This window comes from Streptomyces sp. B21-083 (assembly GCF_036898825.1).
Classification (GTDB): domain Bacteria; phylum Actinomycetota; class Actinomycetes; order Streptomycetales; family Streptomycetaceae; genus Streptomyces.
In genome coordinates, this window is sequence record NZ_JARUND010000001.1 from 1,647,293 (window position 1) to 1,664,219 (window position 16,927).

General features: G+C 72.2%; 14 protein-coding genes. 1 reads left to right on the forward strand and 13 read right to left on the reverse strand.

The window, feature by feature from the left end:
• Positions 1-52: 52 nt before the first annotated feature.
• From ligD to QA861_RS07230, 3 genes are read right to left on the reverse strand one after another with little or no spacing between them, the layout of a single operon-like run.
• Complete coding sequence (gene ligD, locus QA861_RS07220; protein WP_334587373.1) at positions 53-976, reverse strand: non-homologous end-joining DNA ligase; 924 nt, start codon at positions 974-976, stop codon at positions 53-55.
• Positions 973-2,844 (reverse strand): transketolase, encoded by a 1,872-nt coding sequence (locus QA861_RS07225; protein WP_334587374.1) that lies wholly within the window; start codon positions 2,842-2,844, stop codon positions 973-975. The genes ligD and QA861_RS07225 overlap by 4 nt, the downstream gene beginning before the upstream one ends.
• A complete protein-coding gene (locus tag QA861_RS07230; RefSeq protein ID WP_334587375.1) occupies positions 2,841-4,235 on the reverse strand; it encodes an NAD(P)/FAD-dependent oxidoreductase in 1,395 nt (464 codons plus the stop codon). The genes QA861_RS07225 and QA861_RS07230 overlap by 4 nt, the downstream gene beginning before the upstream one ends.
• 234 nt (positions 4,236-4,469) lie before the next feature.
• On the opposite strand from QA861_RS07230, the gene QA861_RS07235 reads away from it, so the two are divergent.
• Positions 4,470-5,429 carry an LLM class F420-dependent oxidoreductase gene (locus QA861_RS07235; RefSeq protein WP_334587376.1) on the forward strand — a complete coding sequence of 320 codons (960 nt, stop codon included), beginning with the start codon at positions 4,470-4,472 and terminating at the stop codon, positions 5,427-5,429.
• Between the two features lie 68 nt (positions 5,430-5,497).
• On the opposite strand, the gene QA861_RS07240 is transcribed toward QA861_RS07235, so the two are convergent.
• The 10 genes from QA861_RS07240 to QA861_RS07285 form a co-directional block, all read right to left on the reverse strand.
• Positions 5,498-5,971 carry a phage holin family protein gene (locus QA861_RS07240; protein WP_334587377.1) on the reverse strand — a complete coding sequence of 158 codons (474 nt, stop codon included), beginning with the start codon at positions 5,969-5,971 and terminating at the stop codon, positions 5,498-5,500.
• Between the two features lie 29 nt (positions 5,972-6,000).
• On the reverse strand, positions 6,001-6,594 hold the full coding sequence (locus QA861_RS07245; RefSeq protein ID WP_334587378.1) for a GNAT family N-acetyltransferase: 594 nt from the start codon (positions 6,592-6,594) through the stop codon (positions 6,001-6,003).
• A gap of 26 nt (positions 6,595-6,620) precedes the next feature.
• A complete protein-coding gene (locus tag QA861_RS07250) occupies positions 6,621-6,887 on the reverse strand; it encodes a LapA family protein (RefSeq protein WP_334587379.1) in 267 nt (88 codons plus the stop codon).
• A 74-nt stretch (positions 6,888-6,961) separates the two neighbouring features.
• A complete protein-coding gene (locus tag QA861_RS07255) occupies positions 6,962-7,891 on the reverse strand; it encodes a S66 peptidase family protein (RefSeq protein WP_334587380.1) in 930 nt (309 codons plus the stop codon).
• Entirely contained in the window at positions 7,888-9,885 is a 1,998-nt protein-coding gene (locus tag QA861_RS07260) for a prolyl oligopeptidase family serine peptidase (protein ID WP_334587381.1), read from the reverse strand. Before QA861_RS07260 ends, QA861_RS07255 begins: the two co-directional genes overlap by 4 nt.
• 14 nt (positions 9,886-9,899) lie before the next feature.
• Complete coding sequence (locus tag QA861_RS07265; protein ID WP_334587382.1) at positions 9,900-11,204, reverse strand: M20/M25/M40 family metallo-hydrolase; 1,305 nt, start codon at positions 11,202-11,204, stop codon at positions 9,900-9,902.
• Positions 11,197-12,030, reverse strand: a complete 834-nt coding sequence (locus QA861_RS07270) for a M55 family metallopeptidase (protein WP_334587383.1) — start codon at positions 12,028-12,030, stop codon at positions 11,197-11,199. The genes QA861_RS07265 and QA861_RS07270 overlap by 8 nt, the downstream gene beginning before the upstream one ends.
• Before the next feature lie 224 nt (positions 12,031-12,254).
• Positions 12,255-13,172, reverse strand: a complete 918-nt coding sequence (locus QA861_RS07275; protein ID WP_334587384.1) for a hypothetical protein — start codon at positions 13,170-13,172, stop codon at positions 12,255-12,257.
• A 238-nt stretch (positions 13,173-13,410) separates the two neighbouring features.
• On the reverse strand, positions 13,411-14,136 hold the full coding sequence (locus tag QA861_RS07280; RefSeq protein ID WP_334587385.1) for a class I SAM-dependent methyltransferase: 726 nt from the start codon (positions 14,134-14,136) through the stop codon (positions 13,411-13,413).
• 200 nt (positions 14,137-14,336) lie between these two features.
• Positions 14,337-16,808 carry an ATP-binding SpoIIE family protein phosphatase gene (locus QA861_RS07285; protein WP_334587386.1) on the reverse strand — a complete coding sequence of 824 codons (2,472 nt, stop codon included), beginning with the start codon at positions 16,806-16,808 and terminating at the stop codon, positions 14,337-14,339.
• Positions 16,809-16,927: the final 119 nt, after the last annotated feature.

Sequence of the window (16,927 nt, forward strand, 5' to 3'; positions counted from 1 at the left end):
AGGTCTCCTGGACATCGGGTGGCCCAGGATCAGCCGCTCAAACCCCGCAGGCTCAGACCATCGAGTCGAGCTTCCGCCGGGCCGGCCCCAACGTCCGTCCCCGCCGCATCAGTTCGCCCCACGGATGGGTACCGGCCTGCTCGGCCGCGTCCGCGATCGTCCAGCGGCGGGCGGTCAGCGCGGGATCGTCCACCTGGTCCCAGCGGACGGGGACGGCCACGGGCGCCCCGGGCAGCGCCCGGACGGAGAACGGCGCGACCGCGGTCTGCGCGTACCCGTTGCGCTGCACGTCGAGGTAGAGCCTCTCGCCGCGCTCCTTCTTGCGGGCGGCGGTGGTCAGTTCGTCGGGATGGGCGGCGGCCAGCACCTCGGCGACGCCCCTGGCGAACTCCCGTACCTCGTCGAAGCCGTGCTGTCCGCTCAGCGGGACGACGATGTGCAGCCCGCGCGATCCGGTGGTCATCGGCGCGGACGGCAGCCGCAGCATGTCGAGCAACTCCCGCAGCCGCAGGGCCGCTTCCCGTACCCGGGCGAAGTCGTCCACCGCCGGGTCGAGATCGAAGACCATACGGTCCGGGGACTCGACGCGGCCGACGCGCGAGAGCCAGCGGTGCAGGGTGACGGACGCCTGGTCGGCGAGGTGGACCAGGGTCGCCGTGTCGTCGCAGACCGGGTGGACGACCGTACCGCCCTCCTTCGCCACCTCGACCCGGTCGACCCACTCCGGGGAACTGTCGGAGACGTTCTTCTGCATGAAGCGGGGGCCGTCGATCCCGTCCGGGTGGCGTTCCAGCATCAGCGGGCGCCCGCGCAGATGGGGCAGCATGAACGGGGCGACGGCGCGGTAGTAGTCGACGAGGTCGGCCTTCGTGTACTCCCTGACGCCGGCGCCGCCCGGGAACAGCACCTTGTCGGGCCGGTGGACCTCGACGGTCCGCCGCCCGGCCCGCACCCGCCGTACCGCGCCGTCGGTCACGGAGCGATCCCCTCCTCCACGAGCAGCCGGCCCGCCGCCATGATGGCCTCGGCGTCGATGCCCGCGGCGTGCAGCTGCTCGTCGGGGCTCGCCGAGCCGGGCATCGTACGGACGGCGAGGCGTGCCAGCCGGGGCAGCGGCCGCCCGTCGAGGAAGGCGTCGAGGACCGCGTCGCCGATGCCGCCCTCTTCCCGGTGGTCCTCGACCGTGAGCAGACAGCCGGTCTCCTCGGCGGCCCGGCGCAGGGTGAGCCGGTCGACGGGCTTGACGGAGTACAGGTCGATGACCCGCACCGGGATGCCCTGGGCGTCGAGCGCGTCGGCGGCGGCCAGCGCCTCGTGGACGGTCACGCCCGCCGCGACCACGGTCAGCCGGTCCTCGCGCCCGGCGGAACGCAGCACCTTGCTGCCGCCGACGGGAAACTCCTCGTCGGGCCCGTACAACACCGGTGTCCCGCCGCGCGAGGTACGCAGATAGCGGATGCCGTCGAGGCCCGCCATGGTGGCGACGAGTCGCGCGGTCTGGTGGGCGTCGCACGGATACAGCACCGTCGAGCCGTGCAGCGCGCGGAACATCGCCAGGTCCTCCAGGCCCATCTGGGAGGGCCCGTCCTGCCCGATCGCGACGCCCGCGTGCGAGCCGACGAGGTTGATGCCGGCCCCGCTGACCGCCGCCATGCGCAGGAAGTCATGGGCGCGGGTCAGGAAGGCGGCGAACGTCGACGCGTACGGAATCCAGCCGCGCGACGCCAACCCCACGGCGGCGGCGACGAGTTGCTGTTCGGCGATGTAGCACTCGAAGAACCGGTCGGGGTACTCCTTGGCGAAGGCCTCAGCGCGTGTCGAGTCGCTGACCTCGCCGTCGAGGGCCACGATGTCGCCCCGGGCGTTGCCGAGCGCGACGAGCGCCTGCCCGTAGGCGTCCCGGGTGGCGACCTTCTCCCCCTCGTCCCAGCGGGGCGGTTCGAGGTGTCCGGCGCGTACGGCGTGCAGCGCGCGGGCGGCGCGCGGCTCGGGCGGGCGGACGCGGAGGTCGCGGGGGCCGCCGAGTTCGGCGATCGCCTCGTCGGCGTCCTTCAGCGGCTTGCCGTGCAGGCCCTCACGGTCCTCGACGGCCGCGACTCCCTTGCCCTTGAGGGTGCGGGCGAGGATGACGACAGGCTGCCGGGTCGTGGACTCGGCCTCGCCGTAGGCGCGGTCGACGGCCTCGACATCGTGCCCGTCGACCTCGACGGTGTGCCAGCCGAAGGCCTTGAACCGGCGGGCGTAGGCGTCCAGATCGTGCCCGTGCCGGGTCGGCCCGCGCTGTCCGAGCCGGTTGACGTCGACGACGAGGACCAGATTGTCGAGCTGCTCGTACGAGGCGTGCTCGGCGGCCTCCCACACCGACCCCTCGGCCAGCTCACTGTCCCCGCACATCACCCACACCCGGTATCCGGTGCGGTCGAGCCGCTTGCCGGCCAGCGCGATACCGACGGCCACGGGCAGCCCCTGACCGAGCGATCCGGTGGCCGTCTCGACCCACGGCAGCCGCCGGGGAGTCGGATGCCCTTCGAGCCGGCTGCCGAGACTGCGGTAGGTGAGCAGTTCGGCGTCGTCGATGACGCCGACCGCCTTGTAGGCCGCGTAGAGCAGCGGCGAGGCATGGCCCTTGGAGAGGACGAAGCGGTCGTTGCCGGGGTGGGTCGGGCGGTCGAAGTCATAGCGGAAGTGGCGGGCCAGGAGTACGGCCATCAGGTCGGCGGCGGACATGGACGAGGTCGGATGCCCGGAGCCCGCGGCGGCCGAGGCCCGGATGCTGTCGACACGCAACTGCTGTCCCAGCTCGGCGAGTTCGGCGGTGTTGTGCAGGGATTCGGCGGTTTTCACGACTCTCCTTCCGATGGGGCGGACCGTTGTGAGGCCCGTCCCGACGACTGTTCCGGCACCCGTTCCGGGGCCCTTTGCGCGCCGTCCGGCACCCGCGCCAGCTCCGGCGACGCCGTGTCCAACGGCACCGACCAGGACCGTACGAGCCCCAACTGCACGCCCTGGCGCGGGAGTACGGCCTCCAGGAGCCAGTCCGCCGCGACGCGCACCCGGTTCCCGGGCATCGCCGCGAGGTGGTAGCCCCGGGCGACCGCGCCGGCGACCGGCCCGGACAGGGAGACGCCGAGCGGGTTGGCGGCGGCCTTGACCCCGCCCAGATCGACGACGAACCCCAGGTCACGGTGGCGGTAGGCGGTGCGGGACCCGATGCCGAGCGAGGCGGCGACATTGCGGGCCGCGACCTTGCCCTGCCGCCAGGCGTGCTGCGCGGTCATGCCCGTGAACTCCCCGGGCTTGTTCAGGTCGGGCACGGCGGCGGCGTCCCCGCACGCGAACACCTCGGGGTGGCCCGGCACCTGGAGGAACGGGTCGACGATCAGCCGTCCGCGTTCCAGGGGCTGCCCGATGCTCTCGACCAGCGGGTCGGGGCGGACCCCGACGCACCACACCAGGGTGCGCGACTCGACGAACTCCCCGTCGGACAGCAGGACTCCACCGTGGGTCGCCTCCTTGACGGAGGTCTCCGTGCGGACGTCGATGCCCCGCTGCCGCAGCACCCGGTCGGCGGTGCGCGACAGTTTCTCGTCCAGCTGGGGCAGGACGCGCGGCGCGGTGTCCAGCAGCAGCCAGCGTGGCCGTATGCCGTCACGCAGGGGCTGCCTGCGTACCAGCGCGTCGGTGAGGAGTTGACCCTGCGCGGCGACCTCGGTGCCGGTGTAGCCGGCGCCGACCACGACGAACGTACAGCGGGCGGCGCGACTCTTGGGGTCGTCGGCTGCGGCGGCCAGTTCGATCTGCCGGGTCACATGGTCGCGCAGGTACAGCGCCTCGGGCAGTCCGCGGAAGCCGTGGGCGTTCTCGGCGACGCCCGGGATGGGCAGCAGTTTGTTGACGCTTCCGACGGCGAGGACGAGCCGGTCGTACCCGAGGGTGCCGGTCTCGCCCTCGGGGTCCGTGTAGCGCACGGTGCGCGCGTCGAGGTCGATGCCGTCGGCGTCGGCCTCGCCGAGTACCAGGCGCACGTCGCGCAGGGTGCCGGGGAGGGAGACGGTGACGCGGCGGGGTTCCAGGACACCGGCGGCGACCTGGGGCAGCAGGGGCAGATACAGGAAGTGGTCGGTCGGGTTAAGCAGGGTGATGTCGGCCTTCTGCCGGGTCAGCCGGGCCAGGGTGCGGGCCGTCTGGTACCCGGCGAAGCCCGCGCCGACGATCAGGATGCGGGGTCGACTCACGTTTTCGCCTCCGGCGGTGTCGCGTGTGCGGAGCCTTCGGTCATTCGGTCAGTCGTACGAACGTCTTCGTGGACGACGTACGGAACTTTCCGCGTCCCCCTGGTCAGGGCACCCAAACGTCTGCCGGCGCCCGGTTCGGCCGTCCGCGCATCGGCCTTCGCGCGCCGGTTTCCCCGCCGCCCACTGGGTACCCGGAACGGACCCCGACCCGCTCTCTTCCGGAGGTGCTTCCCCATGCCCGAATACGGCTACTTCCTCGCGTGCGAGGAATTCGGTCCGGCAGAACTCGTCGAGCAGGCGAGGCAGGCCGAACAGGCCGGGTTCCAGGCGCTGTGGATCTCGGACCACTTCCACCCGTGGAACGACGCGCAGGGCCAGAGCCCCTTCGTGTGGTCCGTGATCGGCGCGCTGTCCCAGGCGGTGTCGCTGCCCATCGAGACGGCCGTGACCTGCCCGACCGTACGGATGCACCCGGCGGTGGTGGCGCAGGCGGCGGCGACGAGCGCGGTGCTGACGGAGGGCCGGTTCCGGCTCGGTGTCGGCTCCGGCGAGGCGCTGAACGAGCACGTCCTCGGCGACCGGTGGCCGCCCGCGCACACTCGCCTGGAGATGCTGGAGGAGGCCATCCAGGTGATGCGCCGCCTCTTCACCGGCGAGGAGGTCAACCACCACGGCCCCCACTACACCGTCGAGAACGCCCGCCTGTACACCGTCCCCGACGAGCCCGTCCCGATCGACGTCTCCGGCTTCGGTCCGCAGGCGACCGCACTCGCCGCCCGCGTGGGCGACGGATACATCACCATGGGCCCCGACGAGGACCTCACGACCCAGTTCCGCAAGGGCGGTGGGGGCGCGGGGCTCGTCAGCGGCGGCACGAAGGTCTGCTACGGCACCGACCGCGACGAGGCCGTCCGTACGGTGCACCGGCTGTGGTCCAACCAACTGCTGCCCGGCGAGATGGCCCAGATCCTGCCCACCCCGCGCCACTTCGAGCAGTTGGAGCCGCTGGTCACCGAGTCCATGGTGAGTGAGAACACGGTCTGCGGCGCCGACGTCGACGCGCACGTCGCGGAACTGTCCGCCTTCGCCGACGCGGGCTTCGACCGGGTCTACGTCAGCCAGATCGGCCCCGACCAGCGCGGCTTCTTCGACTTCTACCGCACGAAGGTGCTGCCCCAGCTGCAGGGCACCTGAACGGAGAAGGGGTGTACGGAGAACGGGCCGCCGACCCTGCTGGGTCGGCGGCCCGTTCTCCGTACCGGTCATGCCCGGTGGTGCGGTCCCTCGGGGTCGAGGTCGCCTCGGGCGCGCGTCCCGGGCGCGGCGATGTCCGGCGCGGCCGGGGGTACAGGCGGAACGGAGACGCCGAACCCGCTCGGCGGCACCACGGCCGGCGGGTCCGCGGCGGCGCCGACACTGCCCGCCGGGGGGTGCGTACGCGACGGGCCCGGCCGGGCCATGTTGCGCAGGGCGTAGGCCAGGGCACCGAGGATCGCCGCGGTGATGAGGGCGGCGGCCCAGTCCGGCAGCCCCGTCGCCAGGGCCAGCCCCAGGGCGAGCGCGAGCGCCGCACCCGCGTACAGGGCGACGGCGCCCGACGTGGCGTACAGCGCGGCGGTGCGGCGCTGTTTGCGGGTCTGCTCACGCAGTTCGTCGCGCACGGCCTCGCGCGCCACCTGCGCAAGCTCGTCGACCAGATGCTTGTCGAGATGTTCCAGGTGATCGATGCGGTCCATGACCGCCGGGTACCCCGGCCCCGACACGCCTAACGCCGACGGCCACGGGCCCCCGGCTGCTTCTTCAGCATGTCCGAGGTGATCGCCCACCGTTCGTGGTCCCGCCAGGCGCCGTCGACGTAGAGGAAGTCCGGCGAGAAGCCCTCCAGTCGGAAGCCGCAGCGCCGGGCGAGGGCGATCGAAGCGGCGTTGCCGGGCTGCACGTTGATCTCCAGCCGGTGCAGCCGCAGTCGCGGCCCGAAGGCGTACCGCACGACGAGACCGAGCCCCTCGCCCATCAGCCCCCGCCCGGCCGCGTGCGCGAAGGCCCCGTATCCGAGGGCGCCGCACAGAAAGCCGCCCTGGACGATGTTGTTGATGTTCACGAACCCGGCGACGGCCCCGTCCTCGGCACCGGTCCCGTCGCCCTTCTCGCACACGAGGAACCCGGCCTTCGTCGGATCCTCGATCAGCCGCCCGGCGTACGAGGCATAGGCGTCCGGGCTGGCCGGCGGAGCCAGCCAGGGGTGGTGCAGTTCCCGGCTCTCCCGCACCCGGGCGATGAACTCGACGCCGTCCTCGTAGGTGAACGGGCGTATGCCCACGCGGGGCCCTTCGGCGAGGTATTCACTGCGCTCAGACACTCAGCAACCTTACGCGCGGCCCCTGTTCATCTCCGGCGCCGCATGAAGTAGGCCCCGCAGAGGGCGCCGATGGCCGCGGTGCCGAGCAGCGCCATCCACAGCGGCATGGTCACTTCGGGAATCAGCAGCCGGATCCTGGTGGCGCGGGTGTTCTCGAAGATGAAGATCAGGGCGAGCAGGGCGAGCGCCCCGACGGCGACCCTGACGGGCGTCAGCAGCCCCCGCGCGCCGGCGGCCTTGCCACCGGCCTTGCCACCGGCCTTGCCACCGCTCTCGAAGGTCTTCGGGCTCATGAGGCCAGCATCGCCCGAGCCAGGGCGTCCCGCGCGCCCGGAGGTACGCCGGACGGGTGACGGCACCGCGCCGCTCAGCGCAACGCCGGCTCCTCCAGCGTCAGTGTCCCCGCGTCCGCGTCCAGTTCGGCGGCCACCCCGAACGGGATCGTCAGCGCCCCCTCGCAGTGCCCGAACCCGAACCCCTCCACCACCGGCACCCCGAGCCCACCGAGCCGGTCGGCGAACACGGCGCGCAGTCCCTCGTACGGACCGCACCGCTCCCACGAGCCGAGCGCGATCCCGGCGACACCGTCGAGCCAGCCGGTACGCAGCAGCTGGGTGAGGGTCCGGTCGATCCGGTACGCGCTCTCCCCAACGTCCTCGATCATGACCAGTCCGCCGCGCGCACCGGGGCGGGCGTGCGGGGTGCCCCGTTCGGTGGCGAGCATGCTCAGGCAGCCGCCGAGGGTGACACCCCGGGCCCGCCCGGGCACCAGCGGCCCGCAGCCTTCCAGGGCGGTGACGACCCGTACCGACTCCGGATCGAACAGCGTGGCCCGCAGATGCTCCTGTGCCCGCGCGTTCTTGAGGAAGTCGACGGCCGAGATCATCGGCCCGTGCAGTGTGGCGAGTCCCAGACGGACCGCGCACGCCTCGTGCAGCGCGGTGATGTCGCTGTAGCCGACGAACACCTTGGGCCCGGCCGCCCGCAGGGCGTCCCAGTCGAGCAGGTCGACCATGCGCTGCGCGCCGTAGCCGCCTCGGGCGCACAGCACCGCGTCGACCGCGGGATCGCACCAGGCGGCCTGGAAGTCGGCGGCCCGGCCGGCGTCCCCGCCCGCGAGGTAGTCGAACTCCCCGTGCCGGTCCAGGACATGGGGTGCGACGACGGGGTCGAGGCCCCAGCCGCGCAGCAGGTCGAGCCCGGACTGCAGCCGCTCCTCACGCACGGCTCCGCTGGGCGCGATGACGGCGACGCGGGCGCCCGGCGCGAGCCTCGACGGCCGTACCAGTGGCTTCACTTGACGAGCTCCAGGGTCGGGATGCCGGGCGGGGTGAGCCCGAAGGCCTGTGCGTACAGGGAGAGTTCGGCCTCCAGGACACGTACGGTCGTCTCCGCGCGCCGGAATCCGTGCCCCTCCCCCTCGAACGCGATGTAGCGGTGCGGCACGCGTCGCCCCTCCGCGGCGAGACGGGCGAGGAACCGGTCGCACTGCACGGGCGGGCAGATGACGTCGTCCAGCCCCTGCAGCAGCAGGAAGGGCGCGGTGATGTCGGCGGCGTGCTCGGCGGGCGAACGCTCCAGATAGCGGCCGGGGACCTCGGCGAGCGGTCCGACCAGGGACTCCAGGTACTGCGACTCGAAGTCGTGGGTCTCCCCCGAGCCCCAGCCCGCCAGGTCGAGGATCGGGTAGAGGATCGTGCCGCAGGCGTAGACGTCGGTGCCGGTGAGGGAGGCCGCCGCGGTCCAGCCGCCCGCGCTGCCGCCCCGCACGGCGAGCCGGGCACCGTCGGCGGTGCCCTCCTCGGCGAGGGCGAGCGCGACGGCCGCGCAGTCCTCGACGTCGACGACACCCCACTGTTCACGCAGCCGGCCCCGGTACTCCCGCCCGTACCCGGTCGACCCGCCGTAGTTGACCTCGGCGACGCCGATACCCCGCGAGGTGAAGTAGGCGATCTCCAGGTCGAGCACGAGCGGCGCCCGCCCGGTCGGCCCGCCGTGCACCCACACGACGTACGGGGGCAGCTCGTCGTCGGGCGCCGTGTACCCGGGGTGGTGCGGCGGGTAGATGTGCGCGTGGATGTCCCGGCCCTCCGGGCCGGTGAAGGTGCGGATCTGCGGCTCGGGGTAGTGCACGGGGTCGACCGGGTCGTGGTGGGCGGCGCCGACGACCCGGGCCCGTCCCGTACGGGTGTCCAGCTCGACGACCTCGTAGGCGCTGCGCGGGCTGGCCCCCACGGCGATGACCCTCCCCCAGCCTTCGGCCGGGGGGACCCCCATCTCGCTTCGCTCGCCGTGCACGGCGAGGGTGGCCGCGAACTCGGTCCAGGGGCCGGCCGCGTCGACGACGTCGCCGGTCTCGGGGTCCAGCACCCCGAGCGAGGTCGCTCCGCGCCCGTGCACGACGGCGACGAGGCCGCCCTCCAGCGGGGCGAACCAGCGCTGCCCGACCTTCCACAGCGCCCCGCCGAACTCCTCCGGGCGGGGACATACGGGCACGTCGTCCCGGTACAGGTTCCACCAGCCGGAGCGGTCGCTGACGTACAGCAGTGCTCCGTCACTCGCCCAGTCGACCTGCGCGATCGACTCGTCGGGGCCTCCGGCGACCGTCCGGGCACCGCTCAGCGTGCCGTCGGCGTCCACCTCCGCGAGGACCAGCTCGGTGCCGTCCCAGGGCATCCGGGGGTGGTCCCAGGCGAGCCAGGCCGCGCGCAGTCCGTCGGGCGAGATCCGGGGTCCGGTGACGAACCGGTGCCGGTCGTCGGTGAGTTCGCGTACAGCGGCGCGCTCCTGGGCCGCCGACCCGTCCAGCGGCACGGCGGCGAGCACACGCCGCACATCGGTGGGCCCGTCGCCGGTGAACTCCTCCAGTACGCACCACACTTCACCGAGCCCGAGCCGCAACTGCGGCTCCACCCAACGCAGTCCGCCGCCGACCGGGGACAACGGCGTGAGCGGGCGCGGCTCCTGTCCCTCTTTAAGGCAGTACAGGCGCTGGTCGGCGAAGTTGACGAAGACGACCAGCGGGCCGTCGTCGCGCATGACGCCGGCCCACGGCTGACCGCCGTACTCCATGACCCGGCTGCGCACGTTCCACGGCGCGTCCAGGACCGATTCCTGGGTGCCGTCGGCGCGCCGCCGCACCAGGGTGCGCCGGCCGCCCTCGGTGGGCCGGGGTTCCGTCCACCAGGCCTCGTCGCCGACGAAGCCGACGTAGTCGGGCGACCCGTCGTGCTCGGCGGCGAGTTCCGCGTCGATGGGCGAGAGCCATGATCCGTACGGCAGTGTCTGCACTGTCTTTCCCACTCCTAGGCCGTGCGCAGGAACCGGTCGAGTACCCGGGCTCCGAAGTGCAGCGCCTCGACCGGGACGCGCTCGTCGACACCGTGGAAGAGTGCCTGGTAGTCGAGGCCCTCAGGCAGCTTCAGCGGCGCGAAGCCGTATCCGGTGATGCCGAGCCGCGAGAACTGCTTGGCGTCGGTGCCACCGGACATGCAGTACGGCACCACATGCCCCTCGGGCGCGAACTCCTCGACGGCGGCGCGCATCCGGGCGTACGTGGGTGAGTCCACGGGCGCTTGCAGGGCCACCGAGCGATGGTGGAACTCCCAGGTGACGTCCGGGCCGGTGAGTTCGTCGAGGGTCGTACGGAACTCGTCCTCACAGCCGTGCAGAAAGCGTCCGTCGACGTACGCGACGGCTTCCCCGGGGACGACGTTGACCTTGTAACCGGCGTTCAGCATGGTCGGGTTGGCGCTGTTGCGGACGGTCGCCTCGACGAGCCGGGCGGCGGGTCCGAGCTTGGTGAGGAGCCCGTCGACGTCGTCCAGGCCGGGTTCGACGCCGTAGACGGCGGCGAGTCGGGTGAGGGCGGCCTCGACGGTCGGGGTGAGGCGCAGCGGCCACTCGTGGGCGCCGATGCGGGCGACGGCGGCGGCGAGGCGGGTGACGGCGTTGCTGTGGTTGACCTTCGAGCCGTGTCCGGCGCGTCCCCTGGCGGTCAACCTGAGCCAGGCGGTGCCTCGTTCACCGGCGGCGATGGGATACAGGTGGCGTCCGTCGCCGTCGTGGAAGGTGAACGCCCCGGATTCGCCGACCCCTTCGGTGCACCCGTCGAACAACTCCGGGTGCTCGGCGGCCAGGAACTCGGAGCCGTCCGCGGCGCTGTCCTCCTCGTCGGCGGTGAACGCGAGCACGATGTCGCGCCGGGGCCGGACGCCCTGCCGCGCCCAGTGCCGGACGACGGCGAGAATCATCGCGTCCATGTTCTTCATGTCGACGGCGCCCCGCCCCCAGACGACCCCGTCGCGGATCTCCCCGGAGAACGGGTGGACGCTCCAGTCGTCGGCCCGTGCGGGTACGACGTCGAGGTGGCCGTGCAGGAGCAGCGCGTCGGCGGACGGGTCGGTGCCCTCGATCCGGGCGACGACGTTGGTGCGCCCTCTGGTCCGTTCCAGGAGAGTGGGTTCGAGCCCGGTCTCCGCGAGCAGTGCGGCGGCGTACTCGGCGGCGGGCCGCTCCTGGCAGTCGCCGCCGCCGTGGTTGGTCGTGTCGATCCGGATCAGGTCCGAGGTGAACGACACCACCTCCTCGAGCGCCTGCTGGTCAGCCATACTGCTCCTCCACCGCGGCCGATGCGATCGTCGTGACCGCCTTGAAGGTACGAATGCCCTCGTACATTGTGCCGCTGGTGTACGCCACTTTCCGCTCCCCGATCCGCGCGACCCCGGGCACGACGGTGGCGGCCATGGCGAGATGCTCGGCGTCGAACTCCAGGGCCACGGTGAACGGGCCGCCGACGACGGGCTCGTGCCGCACGGCGAGAGCGGCGGCCTCCTTCGCGGCGGCCCGGATGTCGGCCGCGGTCCTGGCGGGTGTCCGGCACACGGCGGCGTACCGCGAGACATGGTCCTTGACGGCGACCTTCAGCGCCTCGGGCGCGTATCCGAGGGCGTCCTCGCAAGCGATGTCGTCACCGGTGACCAGGACGACGGGAACACCGTACTCGGCGACCACACGCGCGTTGAGGAGCCCTTCGCTGGCCCGTACGTCGTTCACCCACACGCCGGTGATGGAATTGGCGAGGTAGGTGTGGGCGAGGACGCCCTCCATTCCGGCGCCCGCGTGATAGCCGACGAAGGCGATGCCGTCGACGTCGCCGTGCTGCACGCCCTCGACCATGGACAGCGACTTGTGGCGGCCGGTGAGCATCTCCACCCGCTCGTCGAGCTGTTCGAGGAGCAGGTTGCGCATGGTCCAGTGGGCCTCGTTGACCAGAACCTCGTCGGCGCCGCCGTCGAAGAAGCCGAGCACGGCGGCGTTCACGTCCGAGGTGAACATCGAACGGCACCGCTCCCACTGTGGGGTGCCCGGCAGTACGTCGGCCGGCCAGGTGACGCCGGTGGCGCCCTCCATGTCGGCGCTGATGAGGATCTTCATCGTGAGACAGTCCCGTCGCAGGTCAGCGGCTCGCTGTCCGAACGTTACGCGGCGGGCCCCGTCCCGGCCAGGAAGCCCCGCTTCGGCCCCCCGGGTGAACTCACGGATCTCCGCACCGAACCGCTCAGTTGCCGGGCGGACACGACAGCCCCGCCTCCCTGCGGAGACGGGGCTGTCGGGCGTTCTGCTGCCCTACGGGACGACGGCGGTCCGTAGGCGCCCGGTCAGGAACGGCGGGTGCGGCGGGCCAGGAAGAGCGCGCCGGCGCCGAGGGCGACCACCACGGCCGCCACACCGGCGATCGGGCCGACCGGCGCGCCGGCGCCGGTCTCCGCCAGCGGCGGGGTGCTCTCGCTGGGCGAGGGCGCCGGGCTGGTGGGCGGTGTCGACTCCGCCGGGGGCACGTCCGGGGTGGTGGGCGGAGTGGTGGAGGTGTCGGGGGTGGTCGGCGGGGTCGTCTCGACCGGCGGCTCACTGCCCGCGGGGGTCGTGGGCGGCGCGGGGGTGGTCGGCGTGGCCGGGGTGCTCGGCGCGGGCTCCGACGGCGTCGGGGCGGGCGGCTCGGAGGCGCCGGTGTCGCACGGCTTGTCCCCGCCGTTCCAGGCGGCTATGAGGTGGTACGGGGTGACCACGTTGTCGGGCTGGTAGGGAGCCGGCCCGTGGCCCTCCCCGGTCTGCCCGTCGTACGCGATGTCGTCGCCGTACAGGTCGATCTGCCCGTAGCAGTCCGGGGTCTTGACGTTCAGCGTCTGCCAGGTGTGCTCCGCGCCGCCGGCCTCGGCGACGTCGGCGGAGGTGAGGTAGACGGTGTCCTTGTCGACCATGGTCTGGTGGCCGGAGGTGTTCCAGTTCGGACCCTCGGTCGTGTACTCGGCCAGGGACACGGGGTACTTGCAGCCCTCCCCGACACTCTGGCCCGGGGCCAGCCGCACCTCGACAGCGCCGGGAACGGTGGTCCAGGAGTGGAACCCACCCTGTGAGGTCCAGTCACCGCCGGCTATGCGGTACTGGACGGTGGCGGACTGGCACGCCCCGCCCGTGGTCGCGCTCGCCGTGCCCGCCCCGAGTACGGGTACGGCAGCGGCGGCGAAAGCGGTCGCGGCGAGGACGGAAAGAGTTCTGGGGTGGCGCGAACTCGACAAAATGAGCCTCTGTGGATCGTGATGTGTGGGAAGTGTGTCAGGTGCCGGCGACCGGCGCGGCGGATGCCACGAAGGCTCACGCGGCCAGGTCACTCGCATCACTTCGCTCGCTTCAGACACAGCGAAGTGATCCGAATTCTGGTCACCTTCAACGACTCCCGTCAATCCTTCACGAGTTCTCCACATATCAGGTTGATCACGGCGGCCGCCGGTCTCGCGGTCCCGGCCGCCGTGATCCTCAACGCTGCCGAGCCACCACGACCCATTTCGAGGGCAGCACGACGCGGGTTCCCTCGGACGTGTACTCCGTCGTGGTGAGGGGGAGTTCGCCGCTCGCGAGGACCTCCAGTCCCGCCGCGCTCAGGTACACGGGCACCGCCGAGTCCGCCACCTCGCCGGGTGCGATGCCGTGCTGGAGAACCGGGCGGAGCTTGGGCGGCGGGCCCTCGGGGCGCTGGGCGAGGTCCATGAGCAGGGGGCGCGCGTCCTGCGACAGCTCGACCAGGAAGGCCCGGCCGCGCTGTCCGATGAGGGTGGCGATGCCGTCGACGAGTGTCTGCCGGTCGTCGGCGTCGCACTGGTGGAGCACCCCGCGCATGTACAGGTTGGTGTCGCCGAGCTTTCCGTGCAGTTCCTCGACCTCGGTCTTGTCGGCGCAGTCGAGCAGTTCGTACTCGGCCGCGCCCTCCGGGTCGGCCTGCCGGGCGCGCTCGACCGCGGCGGGCGAGAGGTCGGCGCCGACGACCCGGGTGAACCGGTCGCTGAGGAACCGGGTCTGGGTGCCGTTGCCGCAACCGAGGTCGAGGAGAGGCAACTCGAAGTCCGCGAGATGCGGTTCGAAGACGGCGAGGTGGAGGCCGGCGGTCAGCATCGGCTCCGAGTCCCAGAAGACGGCTCCCTGTCCATGGGGGGCCTCGCGCCAGAAGCCCTCCCAGGACTCCCTGTACCGACTCGTCACGCTCATGCCCAACTCCCCAGGATGCGACGGCTGCCCGTCCTCGGTGACGGGCCAGTTCGGTCTACCGTGCCCCGGTTGCGCTCACAAGCGCACCGCGTATACCTTCACGGCTCGTTCGAGAGGTGTACGCCGGTGTGCGCCTCGCACGCCCCGGCCCCGCGGCAACATCAATCCAAGCACAGGGCACTGACATCCACGGCGGATCGTCAGCGTCGACGCGGCAGCGTGAGCTCGAACCACACGGTCTTGCCCGTGCCCGTACGGCTGGCGCCCCACTCCCGGGCCAGTGTGCTCACCACGCGCAGCCCGCGGCCGAACTCGGCTGTGGGCTCGGCGCTGAGCAGCGAAGGCAGGGTGTGATCGTCGTCGTCCACCTCGCACAGCAGCGTCTCGCCGCGCACGAGCCGCACTTCGAGGGGACGGCCGTGCGAGTGCCGTACGGCGTTGGTGACCAGCTCGCCGACGAGCAGCTCGGCGCTGTCCACCAGCCGCGCCAGGCCCCATTCGTGGAGCTGTTCGCGGACCACGGCACGGGCCCGGCCGACCTCGGACGGGCTCGGGGCGAGCCGCCATTCGGCGACGTCGTCCGGTTCGATGCCGTTCAGCCGGGCCATCAGCAGTGCCACGTCGTCCTTGCGGCCCCCGCGCGTGTTGAGAGCGCGGATGATCGTGTCGCAGGCGTCGTCCATGGAGGCGGCCGGATGGGCGGCGGACTCGCAGAGCGTCGCCAGGCCCACCCCGATGTCCTCACCGCGTACCTCGACCAGACCGTCGGTGCACATCACGAGCCGGTCACCGGGCCGCACGCGCACGCGTACCGCCTCGAAGGGCACTCCGCCGACGCCGATGGGCGCGCCGGTGGGCAGGTCGAGCAGCTCGCTCCGGCCGTCCTCCGCGCGGACCAGCACGGGTGGGATATGGCCCGCGTTGGCGATGTGCAGCTCGCCCGCGATCGGGTCGTAGACGGCGTAGAGACAGGTCGCGAGATAGGTGTCGCCGAGGCGCTGGGCGAGGTCGTCGAGGTTGCGCAGAAGCTGGGCGGGCGGCAGGTCGAGGGCGGCCATGGTCTGCACGGCCGTACGCAACTGACCCATCATCGCGGCGGAGTTGAGGCCGTGTCCCATGACGTCGCCGACAACGAGAGCGGTACGGGCGCCGGGCAGTTTCACCGAGTCGAACCAGTCGCCGCCGACCCGGCCGAGCAGTGTGCCGGGCAGATAGCGGGTGGCGATGTCGCAGCCCGCCATGCGCGGCGGGATCTGCGGCAGCATGCTGTCCTGGAGGGTCTCGGCGACGCTCTCCTGGTAGGTGTACATGCGCGCGTTGTCGAGCACGAGGCCCGCGCGGGCGGCGAGTTCGGCGCCGGTGACCCGGTCCATGTCGTTGAACTCGACGCGCTCCGCGTGGCGCAGCAGGACCATGAAACCGAGGACGACGTTACGGGCCTTCAGCGGGACGACCAGCATGGAGCGGCCGGTGATCAGCGGCCGGATGTCACGCTTCTCGAACTGTGAGGCGATCATGTGCCCCATCTGCTCGCTGATGCGCGGCACGAGGACGGGCTGACCGCTGGTCATGCACTGGAAGAACGGGGTGTGCGCCGGGAACGGCATGGCCTCGCCGACCGGTACGACGTCGTCCCAACGACCCGGCTCGTCGGTGTGTTCGAGGGCGACGCGGTGCCACATCGTCGTCGTGTCGGGCACGCCGTCGGGGAACCCCTCACCCGCGACGACCTGTTCGCGCAGATAGGTGCCCGCCACATCCGTGAAGCGGGGGACGACCGCCCTGCTGACCTCGACGATCGTGCGGGACAGGTCGAGCGAGGTGCCGATGCGTCCACTGACCTCGTTGAGGAACTCCAACCGCTCGCGCACAGCCGTGTATTCGAGGTCCTCGACGTCGTCCTGGAGGTCCTCGGGCAGGGCCTCGCCGGCCTGCGCCGCCCGGGCCGCGCGCTCCCGGCGGGCCTTGCGCTCGGCGCGCCGGGGCACGCCCCAGTCGGGGGTGACGGGAATCAGGTCGTTCTGGCTGAACTCCAGGACTGGATAGCCCAGTTCGAGGATCTGGGAGACGATACGGGCGCTCTCCCCGACGCTCATGCTGGGCAGGATCTCGGGGAGTCTGCGGGCGAGTTCGTCGGCACCGGGGAAGTCGGTGTGCAGGGCGAACCCGGGCGCGATGCGCTCGACAGCGAACTCGTCGGCCTCCTGGCGCAGTACGTCCGTGTCGGCGGCCAGCACGAGGAGCCGCTCGCTTCCGGGGCCCACCAGGGGGTAGGCCCACCACAGCACGTCGACGCGGTCGCCGTCACGCTCGGGCACCGCGAGACGGGCGCGGCCCGCGGCCCGGTAGGCGAGCCGGCCGTCGAGGGAGGCCTCCAGGTCGGGTCCGAGGCCGTCGTACGCCGCGTACGACCCGTAGGGCGACGTGTCCTCGTCGTCGAGGTCGGGGAGGGCTCCGGAGACGGGCAGCAAATCGACGGCGGGCCGGCCAAGGGCTTCCTCCTTCGAGGCGCCGAACAGGCGTCGTGCGCCCCGGCTCCAGTGCGAGACCAGACCTTCACGGTCGACCACGACGACGGCCAGCGGGATACGGCCCGCTGGGGCGTGCTCCGCCGACGCGCTCTCCCCAGCTCCGCGGCTGGGAGGTGCGCCCGTCTCGGTGCCACGGTCCATGGCGCAGGCCCCTTCTTCCCACGGCTCCGCAAGATCTGTGCCGTCGTCACCACCGTACGGCGCCGGTCCGTCGCGATGTGTGGCAATCCGCTAATTGGTCTTGGCCGGTCCGCTCCGGC

Excerpts from the sequence above, each read along its gene's own strand:
- QA861_RS07250 (WP_334587379.1), bottom strand. The coding sequence starts at position 6,887 with ATGAGCCCGAAGACCTTCGAGAGCGGTGGCAAGGCCGGTGGCAAGGCC.
- QA861_RS07285 (WP_334587386.1), bottom strand. The coding sequence starts at position 16,808 with ATGGACCGTGGCACCGAGACGGGCGCACCTCCCAGCCGCGGAGCTGGG.
- QA861_RS07265 (WP_334587382.1), bottom strand. The coding sequence starts at position 11,204 with ATGGCTGACCAGCAGGCGCTCGAGGAGGTGGTGTCGTTCACCTCGGAC.
- QA861_RS07280 (WP_334587385.1), bottom strand. The coding sequence starts at position 14,136 with ATGAGCGTGACGAGTCGGTACAGGGAGTCCTGGGAGGGCTTCTGGCGC.
- QA861_RS07235 (WP_334587376.1), top strand. The coding sequence starts at position 4,470 with ATGCCCGAATACGGCTACTTCCTCGCGTGCGAGGAATTCGGTCCGGCA.
- QA861_RS07270 (WP_334587383.1), bottom strand. The coding sequence starts at position 12,030 with ATGAAGATCCTCATCAGCGCCGACATGGAGGGCGCCACCGGCGTCACC.
- QA861_RS07240 (WP_334587377.1), bottom strand. The coding sequence starts at position 5,971 with ATGGACCGCATCGATCACCTGGAACATCTCGACAAGCATCTGGTCGAC.